This is a genomic window from Sphingobium phenoxybenzoativorans (assembly GCF_001757355.1).
GTDB classification, from domain to species: domain Bacteria; phylum Pseudomonadota; class Alphaproteobacteria; order Sphingomonadales; family Sphingomonadaceae; genus Sphingobium; species Sphingobium phenoxybenzoativorans.
The window spans coordinates 38,350-50,800 of record NZ_MINO01000026.1; the positions used below are offsets into that span (position 1 = coordinate 38,350).

A 12,451-nucleotide genomic window follows, 5' to 3' on the forward strand; every position below is an offset into this window, starting at 1 on the left:
GCCGGATAACGGTCAGTTCCATTGTGGCATATAAAAGATGGGCTGGTCCCGATTTGGGACGCAAGGCGCGCTGACCCTCACATTTTATCCGGGATATTTGGGTCTACGGCCGCATGACGCTGGCGAGTAGAGCTGGCAAGCACTCGCGTTAGCCACGAAAGCCCCCCTCGCTGGAAAAGAGAGGAAAAGGACTAACTCAGCAGTCGTTGGCAGCCAGGGCGATCCTTGGTTCCGGCTGCAGGCTGCGGCCTGCCGCGCCCAGCTTGTCCTTGAGCTTCGGCTTGGCGGTTTTCCACCAGGGTTCGGGCACGATGAACAGGCCGCGCGAGGCGGCGTAGCGGCCAAGGTCCTTGCGCGCCGTGATCGCGGCGAAGGCGGGGGCGAGCAGCAGGCCGGCGATCACCGGCATCAGCCAGAACATCGACACGCCGCCCTGCAGCGCCAGCACCGTCAGGCCGACGCCCAGCGCGATATGATATTTGAATACCCACAGCGCCTGGATCATCGACATGCCGTCGCGGTCGCGGGTCTGGCCGTTCCATGCGGCCTTCTGACCGAACATGATGCTGATGAGGTTGATCGTCTGCGTCAGCATGGCGACCGGCGCCATCATGATCGACAGGATGCATTCCATCAGCACGCCCTTGATCAGCGCGCCCGCGCCGCCGAAGGATGCGCGGCGCGTGCGATTGGCGAGCGCCCAGCCGAGCGCCAGGAATTTGGGGCCGAACAGCAGCGCGGCGGTGAGACCGAGCAGCGCGCCGGACGGCAGCACCGTGCCCGCCTGCCACGTCCCCTGCCATTCGCCGACGAGGACGACCAGGATCAGCGCCAGCCACATGGGCGAGGTGAGATAGGCGGACGCGCCGACCAGAAGCTGGAAGCGGTTGACCGGGTGCAGACCCGCAACGCGCATCAGCAGCGGCACATGCTGAATATTGCCCTGGCACCAGCGGCGGTCGCGGGTGGCGAGATCGGGCAGGGAAGGCGGAAATTCCTCAAAGCTGTCGTCCGCCATCACCATATGCACGGCCCAGCCGCGGCGGCGCAGCAGCGCGGCCTCGACCATGTCATGGCTCATGATGTGGCCGCCGAACGGCGCGGGGCCGCGCAGTGTGGGGAGGCCGCAGCTATCGGCGAACGCCTTCACGCGGATGATGGCGTTATGGCCCCAGAAGGTGCCCTCCGACCGCGCCCACCAGATCATGCCGGCGGCGCCCATCGGGCCGTAGAGGCGATTGGCGAACTGCTGCCAGCGCGAAAATAGCGTGGATGCGCCGACGACCGAGGGAACGGTCTGGATCAGGCCGAGGCGCGGGTGGCATTCCATGTCGACGGCCAGGCGCACCATCGTCTGGCCGCCCATGACGCTGTCCGCGTCCAGCACCAGCATATAGTCATAACCGCCGCCGAAACGCTGGACCCATTCGGCGATATTGCCGGGCTTGCGGCCGGTGTTCACGGCGCGGCGGCGATAATAGACGTTGCGCGCGAAGGAAGGCTGCATTTGGCGATAGGCCTGTTCTTCGATCAGGCCATTTTCCGCATTGGAATCGCTGAGCACGAAAAAGTCGAAGCGGTCGCCGCCCATCACCTTGCCCAGCGAGCGCTCCATGATGGAGAGGCGGCCGAGAACGGCGAGGAAATCCTCGTTACAGACAGGCAGCAGGACAGCGGTGCGGCCCTCCAGCGTGCGCGGGCGGGCGGGGCGATAGGGCTGAACCCGCTTGCCGCCGTCAAACGCCATCAGGAAGAAGCCGATCACGCTGGTCGCGCAGCCAAAGGCGATCCAGGCGAACAGGGGCACGAACAGAGCGAGATAGACGATTTCCAGAACGGAAAAACCGTCGAGGCCGATCGTGCGCTTCATCTCATGCGCAGCGAGCAGAGCCGGAAGCAGGGCGAGCGCCATGACCAGCACGCGCTTGGCGGCGGCGTCGACATCGCCCCCGCGCACCGGGCGCGGCGGGATGGCCATGTCCGGCGCTTCGCGGAAATTCTGCTCCGGCATTGCGATGGTCTGTTCGGGGGGCAGGCTCTCAAACGCCTGGGGAAGATCGCTGGGCCGCCGTGGGCCGATAAACGGTCGCGCGGTGCTCGATTCGCCTTGCCACATGCCAGTGAATGCCTTTCCCTTGCAGTAACCCCGCCCGACAAGGGCGGAATCAAAACCGCTACCGCTTGTTCAGGTTCCCTGGCGCAAAAGCCATCAGGGAAGAAGCGGATAGTGGAATAATTCAGTAACCATTGCCCCGCCCTGCATGAGCGAAAGCTGAACGTCCACCGGATCGACCCCCGCGGGATTGACGTCGAGCACCGCCCGCCACGATCCGGGGCGGCCCAATATGGGGTAGGCAGCTTTCTTCAACAGGGTGCCGCCCTTCAGCTCTGCCGTTACGGAAAGGCCGGTTTTTGCGGAAAGTCCACCGAAATCAACGACCAGGCGCATGGCGTTGGGCTGCGCGCCCCCGACATCGCTGAAGCCGCGCAGGACATTCTCCACCTTTCCGGCAGACTGTGCGGCAGGTTCGACGGACTGCCAGTCGAGACGATAGGCCAGATCGATCCGCTGGCCGCCGCCGACAGGTTTCGCGGGCGTCCAGTAGGCGGCGACATTGTCGGTATATTCGCTGTCGGTCGGAAATTCGTACAGCCGCACCTTGCCCGCGCCCAGCGCCTTGGTCGGCGTCACCCAGAGCGACGGGCGGCGGTGATAGAAAACGCCGTCATCCTGATAATGGTCGAAATTGCGGTCGCGCTGGAGCAGGCCGAAGCCCCTGGGGCTTTTCTCCGGAAAATCGCTGGTGTGCGGCGCCTTCGGATTGGCGAGGGCGCGGAAATGCGATGTCCCCGTCGCGGACCGGACGAGCAGGCCGTCGGAATCGTGGATTTCCGGCCGCCAGTCGGTCGCCAGTTTCCGGTGCGCCTGATCGTACCAGAACATGCTGGTCATCGGCATCAGGCCGAGTTCGGCGATAGGACGGCGGGTGAAGATCGCCGCCTCTATATTCTGGTGCACCCCCTCCTCGTCGATGCCATTGCCGAAGCGAAAGGCCCCGGTGACGCTCTCGCCGTCGAGCAGGGCGTAGACAGTGACTGCATCCGTGCCGGTGCGCTCCAGCCAGAAGGTGGTGAAGCGCGGAAACTCCTCCTTGCTGCTGGTGTCGATGGCGATGGCGCGGGCGGACAGGCCATATTGTTTCTCCGCGCCCGCCGCCCGGAAATAGCTGGCCCCCATGAACACCAGCCAGTCCGCGTCGCGCGCCGCGTTCATGAAGCGGAAGCCGGCAAACCCGGCGTCGGGGCCAAGCTGCGCGACCGGGTTGTCCGGCGTCATGTCGAACATGGTGGGGTCGTAGCGCAGCGGCGTCGCCCGCCCATTCTCGACGATGTTGATCGCGACGGGCTGACCCGCCGTGTTGCTCAGCGGGAAGAAGCGGACGCCGGTGGCGTCGGCCTGATCGTTCCAGAGCGTGCGTTCGGGCCGGAACTGCGCCTTGTGCAAGGCGTCATAGCCGATCTTCGCGGCGGCGGCGTTATGCGGGGTTTGCGCATAGGGTTTGCGCGAGAGGGCCTGCGCCTGCGCGACCAGGGTTTTCCAGGAGAAAGCGGTGGCGACCGCATCGTCCTGAGCGTGAAGCTGGCCGGGCATAAGCATCGCGGCGCTGGAGAGCGCGATCATGTCGCGCCGGGTAAGATCGGTCATCCATCCATGATGGACCCGCCTGCGCTATTTTCAAGTGCTGTGGGGACTGGTGCGGCAGTCGTACAGCTATTCCGTTCGGGCCGAGCTTGTCCTGGCTAGCTTGAAAGGCTGCGTGCTCCTGCGAAAGCAGGAGCCCCGCCGTCTGAACTGGACTCCTGCTTTCGCAGGAGCACGCCTAATTGCGGGGCAAGAGCACATCTTTGCCCAAAAACAGTTGAAGCCCCCGTCCGGGGGGACGGGGGCTTCTGTCTGGCCCGTTAATCGAAAGGAGGACCCCCGGCACGGTGGGGACTGTTAATGTGCCGGGGGTCTCATGGGCGGCTGATGGTGGACCAATACCTCAGCCGCTCATGTTCTTGTGCCTTAGCGGATCAGGCTGAGGACGTTCTGCTGAGACTGGTTGGCCTGCGCCAGCATCGCGGTCGAGGCCTGGGCCAGGATCTGCTGCTTGGCGAGGGCGGTCGTCTCGGCCGAGAAGTCGGCGTCTTCAATCCGCGAGCGGGCTTCCGTCAGGTTGGTCATCGTGGTCGTCAGCGTGCTGACGGTCGTTTCCAGGCGGCTCTGGATACCGCCGAGGGTCGCACGACCCTGGGAAACCGTATCAAGCGCCGTGCTGAGTGCGGCCAGCGACGAAGAAGCGCCTGCCTGGGTGGAGAGGTCGATGGCGTTCAGGCCCAGCGAGGTCAGGCTGACCGCGCTGATTTCGACCGCAACCGTCTCAGAAGCCTTCGTGCCGGTCTGGATGTTCAGCGACAGGCCGGTGGCGCCGCTGGTCAGAGTGGCCGAACCGCTCATCAGCGAGATGCCGTTGAAGGTCGTGCGGCCAGCGATGTCGCTGATCTGACCCAGGAGCTGCGAAACTTCCGCCTGGATGCCGTCACGGTCGCTGTCGCTGACGGTGCCGTTCGAAGCCTGAACGGCCAGTTCGCGGACACGCTGCACAATGTTGGTGACTTCGCCCAGAGCGCCTTCAGCAACCTGCGCCAGCGAGATGCCGTCGTTGGCGTTGCGGGTCGCGGCGGCCATGCCACGGATTTCGGCGGTCATCTTGGTGGAGATGGCGAGGCCGGCGGCGTCGTCCTTGGCGCTGTTGATGCGCTTGCCGGTCGACAGGCGTTCGATCGAGGTAGACAGGCTGCGATTTGCGGACTGCGATGCGTTTGCAGAGCGAAGGGCAGCGACGTTGGTTCCGATAACAGTCATGGGGTGTTCCTTTCCCGCTTAAAACTTCAGGTCGCCCGCTTTAAGTCAGCGTCACTGCGGCCTCGAATGGAGATAACGGCGGGGCGAAACGATCTTTAAATCGGCCGCGAATTTTTTTGTCTCTCACGTGCGCGTACGCGCGCGGGATTCTTTCGTTAACTGCGTTGCCGGGAAAAAAGCCCGATTTTCCTGAACAGCGGATCGGGGCAGCGCTTTGCCGCATGCGGAAATTAATTGCCGGTCCGGCGGCAATCCTTTCCGCGCGTTAACCACATGATAATCGTTTCAGGGCAGATTAACCCCATCGAAAGGCGCGAAGGAAAGTACGGGGGTACCGGACTTCGCAACATAGCGGGGACCGTTCATGTCAATGCTGGACATGAGCCTGGGCGTCTGCAGGCTCGTGCCGAGCCTGAAGCTCTGGCTCGAAAACGCTCTGATCGAGGTTGGAACGGTTGATGCCGCTTCGCCTCGCGAGAAGGGCGACATCCGTATCCTGCTGATGACCGAGATCGCGCATGCCACGCATCGCGACATATTGATCGACTATCGCGACGGTGCGCCGAGCTTTCATGCGGCGGCCAACGGCTTTCCCGCGCGGATCGCCTTCGGCATCGACGATGCGGGCCTGGGCATGGCGCTGGTCACTGAACTGGTCCGCCCGGCCGGCATGCCCGCCGTTGGCGACGAAGCCAGCGCGAAGCTGATGCGCCTGGCCACCCGGATCGCCAAGAGCGACGCCACCGCGCTGATCCAGGGCGACACCGGCACCGGCAAGGAGGGCATGGCTCGCTTCTTGCACGCGCAGAGCAACCGCGCCGAGAAGGATTTCATCGCCGTCAACTGCGCGGCGCTTCCCGAAACGATGATGGAAGCGATGCTGTTCGGCCACCGCAAGGGCAGCTTCACCGGCGCGGCCGCTGCTTCGGACGGTTTGTTTCTCGCTGCCGATGGCGGCACGCTGTTCCTGGACGAGATCGCCGAGCTGCCGCTGGCCCTGCAGGCCAAACTGCTCCGCGCGCTGCAGGAGGGCGAAATCCTTCCGGTCGGCGCGACCCATCCGGTGCCGGTCAATGTCCGCGTCATTGCCGCCTGCAACCGCGACCTGGCCGCCGAGTGCGAAATGGGCCGGTTCCGCAGCGACCTTTACTGGCGTCTCAATGTGATGCCGCTGGAGCTTCGCCCGCTGGCCGAGCGCCGCCGCGACATCGCCGCCATCTCCGCCAATCTGCTGCTGCGCCATTTCGCGCAGATGGGTACGCAGGACGCCTTCCCCTGGCCGACGGCCGAGGCGATGGACCGCCTGACCGCGCATAGCTGGCCGGGCAATGCCCGGGAGCTGGGCAATGTGCTGCAGCGCGCGATGGTGCTGCGCGAGGGCGCCCGCATCGACACCGGCGATCTGAACATCACTGGCCCCGTGACCACCACCATGGCCCCGGCAAGCAATGACAGCGCGCCGGTCCGCCTGGCGGACGTCGCCCGCATGTCGAAGATCGACGCCATCCGCCACGCCCTGCGCGAAACCGACGGCCACAAGGCGATGGCCGCGCGGAAACTGGGAATTTCGGAACGCACCCTGCGCTATCGGCTCGCCGAAATGCGCGAACTTGCCGCCGCCTGAGGGGTCTAGGTCATGACGAGCATATCCAGCACTGACAGCGTGATGGCGATCCGCAACGCCATCCTGCAGAAGAATGCGGCCCTGCGCGACGTCGCCTCGACCGGCGCGCCCGGCGCAGCCGATGTCGGCGGCGCGGCGGGCGGCACGAAGGCGGGCGACTTCACCTCCGCCCTCAAATCCGCGCTGACGCAGGTCAACGGCCTTCAGGCGAACGCCAATGAAGCCGCCACCGCCTTCGAGCGTGGCGAAACCACAGACATCGCCTCGGTGATGCTGGCCAAGCAGCAGGCCTCGATCGGGTTCGAAGCGACCCTTCAGGTCAGAAACAAACTCCTGTCCGCCTACAAGGACATCATGAGCATGCCGGTATAATCGATGAGCGACAATAACCTCACCCTCGACAATAGCGGCGGCGCAGCCGTCTCCGGCGGTCTCCCCGCGCTCGGCTCCGGCCGGGGCGGGATTGACGGCGTAAGGGACCGCATCAGCGGCTTCTTCCGCCAGCCCGCGATCACCCGCAGCCTGCCGATGCTCGGCCTGCTCGGCGTTGTCGCCGCGGCCGGCCTCGCCTGGATGGCGCTGCGCGAGCCGCCGCAGCGCGACCTGTTCCGCGGTCTGCCCGATGGCGATCAGGCGGCCGTGGCCGAAGTGCTAGACAAGAACGCCATCGCCTATAATTTCGGCAATTCCGGCGCGATCACCGTGTCGGAGGACGATTATTTCAAGGCGAAGATGATGCTCGCCAGCCAGGGCCTGCCCAAGAGCGCGCCGGACGGCAACAGCATGATCGACAGCCTGCCGATGGGTGCAAGCCGCGCCGTCGAAGGCGAAAAGCTGCGTTCGGCCCGCGAAATGGACCTGGCCCGCACGATCGAGGCGATTGACTCGGTCGAGAGCGCCCGCGTCCATCTGGCCGTTGAAGCGCCCAGCATCTTCCTGCGTGACCGCACCAAGCCCTCCGCCTCCGTCATGCTGCGCCTGGCCAACGGCCGCAGCCTGTCCGATGCGCAGGTGCAGGCCATCGTGCATCTGGTCGCGTCATCCGTGCCGGAACTGTCGCCCGACCAGATTTCGGTCGTCGACCAGAATGGCAATCTGCTGTCGAACAATAATAGCGACGCCGCCTCCGACCGCCAGATCGCGGTGCAGGCGCAGGTCGAGGACCGCTATCGCCGCGCCGTCGTTGCGCTGCTGACGCCGATCCTTGGCGCTGATAAATTTTCGACCGAAGTGCATGCGGACATGAACTTCGCCGAGCGTCAGGCGACCCGCGAAACCTATCCGCAGGACGAATCCCGTCTGCGCAGCGAACAGGGAAGCTGGTCCGCCGATCCCAAGGCGGCGGGCGGCGAAGCCGGAGGCATTCCGGGCGCGCTGTCCAATCAGGCCCCGCCGCCGCCGATCGCGCAGGCCAACAATCCCAATCCGGCCGCCGCGCCCGGCGCGACGCCTGCCACCACGGCAGCCGCCGGTACGGAGGCCACGGGTCCGGCGAACAAGACCGAGGAAAGCTATAGCCGCAATTATGATCTGGGCCGCGAGGTTTCAGTCACCAAGGATGCGGTGGGCACCGTCAAGCGCCTGTCGGTTGCCGTGGCGCTGGACACCGACGCCGCCGGCAAGCCGCGCTCGGCGCAGGAAATCGCCGCTCTCGAAGCGCTGGTGAAGGGCGCGGTCGGCTTCGACCAGAGCCGTGGCGACACGGTGGCCCTGTCCTCGCGCGGCTTTGCCAAGGTCGCTGACGTAACGACGCCCTGGTATGAGGCGAGCTGGGTATCCATGCTGGTCCGCAACCTGTCCGCGCTGGCCGTGGTGCTGGTCCTGCTGCTCGGCATCGGCCGCCCGCTGCTGAAGCGCCGCGCCGCCGCCAAGGAAGCATCCGCCGCCGATACCGCCGTGCAGGGGCAGAAGATCGGCCGGGAAATCGCCACTGAACTGACCCGCGCGGCGCAGGCCGATCCGGCCCGCCCGGTGACGCTCGACATGATCTCGGCGACGCCGGACTATGCCTCGCGCGCCAGCCTGATCAAGAATTTCGTCAAGCAGGACCCCGACCGGGCCGCCCTGGTCGTCCGTGACCTCCTGAAAGAAGGGAAGAAGCAGGATGCTTGAGGGTCCGGTCCAGGACGGCAATCCGCTGCAAGGTAGCGCCGCGGCCGCCGTCCTCCTGATGCTGTTCGACGAGGATGAGGCCGCGCAGATACTCGCGCGGCTGGAACCGGAAGAAGTGCGCCAGCTCGGCTACGCCATGTATGATGTCGCCGATGTCGAGGTGGAGGAGGTCAACCAGGCCCTCGACCGCTTCGTGACCAAGGCGAAGCGCCGCACCACCATCGGCTATGGCGCGACCCAGCATATCCGGGGCGCAATGCACAAGGCGCTTGGCCCGGAGCGGGCCGACAATATGCTGGCGCGGATCACCCCGCCGACCCAGTCCACCAAGCTGGAAATGCTGAAATGGATGGAGGCGAAGGAGATCGCGGCGCTGATCGATTGCGAGCATCCGCAGGTGATGGCGCTGGTCCTGGCCCATCTGGAGGCGCCGGTCGCCGCCGATGTGCTGCAGCTTCTGCCTGCGGAGCATCAGGAAGAAGTGGTGTATCGCATCGCGACGCTCGGCCCGGTTGGCAGCGAAGCGCTGGACGAGCTGGAGGTCCTCCTCTCGCGCGGCGGCGCGGTCAAGTCGCAGGGCACGCAGTCGCAGCGCGGCGGCACGACCGAAGCGGCGGCGATCATGAACAATGTCCGCAAGGAGAATGAGCAGCGCATCATCAAGGCGCTGGCCAAGCGGGACAAGAATATCGCGCAGTCGATCGAGGAGGAGATGTTCGTCTTCGACAACCTGATCGACATGGACGACAAGAATATGGGCGCGCTGATGCGCGGCGTGGACAACGAAGTACTGGTCGTCGCGCTGAAGGGCGCGAACGAACTGCTCAAGGGCAAGATCTTCAACGCCATGTCCAGCCGTGCGGCACAGTCGATCGCCGACGAGATGGAGGAGCGCGGGCCGATCCGCCTGGCCGAGGTCATCGAGGCGCAGAAGGCGATCGTCGCCACCGCGCGCCGCATGGCCGACGCCGGTACGCTGATGCTGGGCGGCAAGGGGAACGATTTTGTCTAACCTCTGGGCCGCCAACAGCGCGGGACAGGATATCCAGCAGGTCGGGATCAGCGGCTATGCCGCCGCGGGCAACCGGGGCAGCTTCCGCGCGCTGTTCGCCGACGGGCAGGCCATGTCCGTCCGCCAGCCCGCCAATCAGGATGCGGCCAACGCCGTCGATCCGGTCGATCAGGCGCATGCCGACGGCTTCGCCATGGGTTTCGAGGAAGGCAGCCGCATCGCCGCCGAAGCCGCAGCCGACGACCGCGAGGCGCAGATGCGCCTGGCCGACGCGCTGGAGCAGCTTGCCCCGGCGCAGAGCGGTACGCTGGCGACGATGCTGTCCGCCACGGTCGTCCGGCTGGTCGAACAGATTGTCGGGCAGGTGGCGATAGACGAGGATCTGTTGCGCCAGCGCTGCGAGGCGGTTGCCGCCTTCATCGACGAGAATGACGCGAAAAATGCGCTGCATGTGAACCCGGTCGACGTGCCCTTCCTGCAGAATGCCGACATAGCCGTGCCGGTGGTGCCCGATCCGCAGATGCGGCGGGGCTGCGTGCGGCTGGATACGGTCGACGGCTGGATCGAGGATGGCCCGGACGTGCGCCTTTCCCGCCTGAAAGCCATGCTGGACGATATGGAGGGCAAGCTGTGATCCGCGCCGCCCTGACCCAGGCCGAGAATCTGTTCGATCATATCGGCATCCAGAACAACACGCCGCGCCATGTCGGCCGCCTGGTCAGCCATGATGCGGGCATGATGGAAGTCACCGGCTTCACCCGGCCGATCGGCGCGGGCGCGAAAGTGATCGCGGCCGACGGCACGCTGGCGCGGGCCGAGGTGGTGGGCTTTCGCGGCAATCGCACGCTGCTGGTGCCGCTCGATACCGATGCGCCGCTGGAAAAGGGCGCGCGCGTCGAGCCGGACAGCGCCGCCAACATGGTGCAGGTCGGCGAAGGGCTGATCGGCCGGGTCATCGATGCGATGGGCCAGCCGCTGGACCGCAAGGGGCCAGTGATCGCAGGCGGCATCTGGCCGCTGAACGGCGTGCGCGGTAACGTGCTTGACCGTGGCCGGGTGACCGAGCCATTCGATCTCGGCGTGCGCGCCGTCAACGCGCTGCTGACCGCCGGATGCGGCCAGCGCATCGCCATTATCGCCGGGTCCGGCGTCGGCAAGTCGGTGCTGATGGGCCAGATGATCGCTGGCGCCGAAGCCGACATCGTCGTCGCGGGTCTGATTGGCGAACGCGGGCGGGAAGTCAGCGACTTCCTTGAGACCAAGCTTTCGGGCGGGATGATGGCCAAGTCGGTCGTCGTCGCCGTTCCCGCCGATCACCCCCCGGTGCTGCGCCTGCGCGCCGCCGCGCGGGCGACGGCGATAGCCGAATATTTCCGGGCGCAGGGCAAGAAGGTCCTGCTGCTGATCGACAGCCTGACCCGTTGCGCGCATGCGCAGCGCGAGATCGGCCTGGCGCTGGGCGAACCGCCGGCGATGAAGGGCTATCCGCCCTCCGCCCTGGCGCTGATCCCCAAGCTGGTCGAGCGCGCGGGCGTGGACAGCCGGTCGGGCGGGTCGATCACGGCGCTCTACACGGTGCTGGCCGATGGCGACGACACGGACGATCCCATCGTCGATGCGGCGCGCGCGATTGTTGACGGGCATTTCGTGCTGTCGCGGCATTTGTCCGAACAGGCGATCTTCCCCGCCATCGACATCGGCAAGTCGCTCTCGCGCGTGATGGCCGATGTGGTGGATGACGAGCATCTGGCGACGGCCGCCGCCTATCGCCGCCTCTGGGCCGCCTATGAGGAGAATAAGGACCTGATCCTGATGGGCGCATACCGCCCCGGCAATGATCCGGTCATCGACGAGGCCGTCAGCCGCCGTCAGGACCTGCTGGAATTTCTACGGCAGGACCAGCGCGGGCGGGTTGACCTCAACACCTCCATCGCCGCCCTCGTTTCCGAGTTCGGCGCATGAAGGGGCTGCTGGATCGTCGCCACCGCGTCGTGCGGGTCCGACATGTGCAGCACGCCATGGCCGTTGCCGAGACCGTGCGCGCGCAGGATGAGGCGAACGCCATCGCCAACAATGCCGCGCGGCTCAGCCGGGTGCGCGCCGACCTGTTCCAGAGCGAGAATCTGGCGACCGGCGCGTCCTTCGCCGCCTATCGTGAGCTGGCCGGACGGCTGGAACAGGCGGGCAGGCAGCTCGACGGGGCGCTCTATGACGCGAACCGCAAGGTCGAGGACCGGCAGGGCAAGCGCATCGAGGCGAACCGCGAGCGCGAGATCGCCCAGAAATTGAAGGACCGCGCCCGTGCGGCCCTGGATGAACAGTTTGAGATGCGCCTGCAGGCGCTGCCTCGCTACCGCCGCACACAGATGAGAGAAGAGGGATGAGCATGAACGTCCTGACGAACCTGATGGCATTGCTGACGCCGAAAACGGCGAAGGATGCAGCGCAGACCGAGGCCGCCGGTCAGGCCGCAGGGGGCGCGGACTTCGCCGCGCTGATGGAGACGCCAGCCCCCGGAGCCGCCGTTGCGGCCATGCCGGGCGCGCCCGTTGCTTTGCCGGTCATCGGCGATGGCGCGGCCGACCCAGCGCAGGACGCCGCCGCTGCCGGGGCGCTGCCCCTGCCGCATCAGACCGCTGCGGTGCTGGCGCAACAGATTGCCCTGCCCGCTGCGGGGGCAAAAGCGATACGGAATGCGACGGTATCGGCGGGTGCCGAACCGGCCGGCGGCAAGGCGCTGCCGGTGGTCGATCACGACCCGGCGGAGGGCAATGAAAGCCAGTCCGAAAGCATG

General features: G+C 66.0%; 11 protein-coding genes. 8 read left to right on the forward strand and 3 right to left on the reverse strand.

Annotated elements, in window-relative coordinates; all coding sequences use genetic code 11:
* Positions 1-196: 196 nt before the first annotated feature.
* The 3 genes from mdoH to BHQ40_RS13480 form a co-directional block, all read right to left on the reverse strand.
* Complete coding sequence (gene mdoH, locus BHQ40_RS13470) at positions 197-2,116, reverse strand: glucans biosynthesis glucosyltransferase MdoH (RefSeq protein ID WP_070156382.1); 1,920 nt, start codon at positions 2,114-2,116, stop codon at positions 197-199.
* A 93-nt stretch (positions 2,117-2,209) separates the two neighbouring features.
* The gene (locus BHQ40_RS13475) at positions 2,210-3,706 is read right to left on the reverse strand and encodes an OpgD/OpgG family glucan biosynthesis protein (RefSeq protein WP_070156383.1); all 1,497 of its coding nucleotides are present in this window, start codon (positions 3,704-3,706) and stop codon (positions 2,210-2,212) included.
* Between the two features lie 363 nt (positions 3,707-4,069).
* Positions 4,070-4,909 (reverse strand): flagellin N-terminal helical domain-containing protein, encoded by an 840-nt coding sequence (locus BHQ40_RS13480; RefSeq protein WP_070156384.1) that lies wholly within the window; start codon positions 4,907-4,909, stop codon positions 4,070-4,072.
* A 364-nt stretch (positions 4,910-5,273) separates the two neighbouring features.
* On the opposite strand from BHQ40_RS13480, the gene BHQ40_RS13485 reads away from it, so the two are divergent.
* The 8 genes from BHQ40_RS13485 to BHQ40_RS13520 all read left to right on the forward strand — a co-directional run.
* Positions 5,274-6,533, forward strand: a complete 1,260-nt coding sequence (locus BHQ40_RS13485; RefSeq protein ID WP_070156385.1) for a sigma-54 interaction domain-containing protein — start codon at positions 5,274-5,276, stop codon at positions 6,531-6,533.
* A 12-nt stretch (positions 6,534-6,545) separates the two neighbouring features.
* Positions 6,546-6,905 (forward strand): flagellar hook-basal body complex protein FliE, encoded by a 360-nt coding sequence (fliE, locus tag BHQ40_RS13490; RefSeq protein ID WP_070156386.1) that lies wholly within the window; start codon positions 6,546-6,548, stop codon positions 6,903-6,905.
* 3 nt (positions 6,906-6,908) lie between these two features.
* Complete coding sequence (gene fliF, locus BHQ40_RS13495; RefSeq protein ID WP_070156387.1) at positions 6,909-8,645, forward strand: flagellar basal-body MS-ring/collar protein FliF; 1,737 nt, start codon at positions 6,909-6,911, stop codon at positions 8,643-8,645.
* Positions 8,638-9,657: a flagellar motor switch protein FliG gene (gene fliG, locus BHQ40_RS13500; RefSeq protein WP_070156388.1), complete on the forward strand. Its 1,020-nt coding sequence runs from the start codon at positions 8,638-8,640 to the stop codon at positions 9,655-9,657. The genes fliF and fliG overlap by 8 nt, the downstream gene beginning before the upstream one ends.
* Complete coding sequence (locus BHQ40_RS13505) at positions 9,650-10,291, forward strand: FliH/SctL family protein (RefSeq protein ID WP_070156389.1); 642 nt, start codon at positions 9,650-9,652, stop codon at positions 10,289-10,291. Before fliG ends, BHQ40_RS13505 begins: the two co-directional genes overlap by 8 nt.
* On the forward strand, positions 10,288-11,619 hold the full coding sequence (locus BHQ40_RS13510; protein WP_070156390.1) for a FliI/YscN family ATPase: 1,332 nt from the start codon (positions 10,288-10,290) through the stop codon (positions 11,617-11,619). The genes BHQ40_RS13505 and BHQ40_RS13510 overlap by 4 nt, the downstream gene beginning before the upstream one ends.
* On the forward strand, positions 11,616-12,041 hold the full coding sequence (locus tag BHQ40_RS13515; RefSeq protein WP_070156391.1) for a flagellar FliJ family protein: 426 nt from the start codon (positions 11,616-11,618) through the stop codon (positions 12,039-12,041). The genes BHQ40_RS13510 and BHQ40_RS13515 overlap by 4 nt, the downstream gene beginning before the upstream one ends.
* 2 nt (positions 12,042-12,043) lie before the next feature.
* On the forward strand, positions 12,044-12,451 hold a 408-nt coding region (locus BHQ40_RS13520; protein ID WP_216094887.1), incomplete at its 3' end, for a hypothetical protein.

What these genes read in the sequence shown, in the direction of transcription:
- mdoH (WP_070156382.1), bottom strand. Translation starts at nt 2,116, where the DNA reads ATGTGGCAAGGCGAATCGAGCACCGCGCGACCGTTTATCGGCCCACGG.
- BHQ40_RS13475 (WP_070156383.1), bottom strand. Translation starts at nt 3,706, where the DNA reads ATGACCGATCTTACCCGGCGCGACATGATCGCGCTCTCCAGCGCCGCG.
- BHQ40_RS13480 (WP_070156384.1), bottom strand. Translation starts at nt 4,909, where the DNA reads ATGACTGTTATCGGAACCAACGTCGCTGCCCTTCGCTCTGCAAACGCA.
- BHQ40_RS13485 (WP_070156385.1), top strand. Translation starts at nt 5,274, where the DNA reads ATGTCAATGCTGGACATGAGCCTGGGCGTCTGCAGGCTCGTGCCGAGC.
- fliE (WP_070156386.1), top strand. Translation starts at nt 6,546, where the DNA reads ATGACGAGCATATCCAGCACTGACAGCGTGATGGCGATCCGCAACGCC.
- fliF (WP_070156387.1), top strand. Translation starts at nt 6,909, where the DNA reads ATGAGCGACAATAACCTCACCCTCGACAATAGCGGCGGCGCAGCCGTC.
- fliG (WP_070156388.1), top strand. Translation starts at nt 8,638, where the DNA reads ATGCTTGAGGGTCCGGTCCAGGACGGCAATCCGCTGCAAGGTAGCGCC.
- BHQ40_RS13515 (WP_070156391.1), top strand. Translation starts at nt 11,616, where the DNA reads ATGAAGGGGCTGCTGGATCGTCGCCACCGCGTCGTGCGGGTCCGACAT.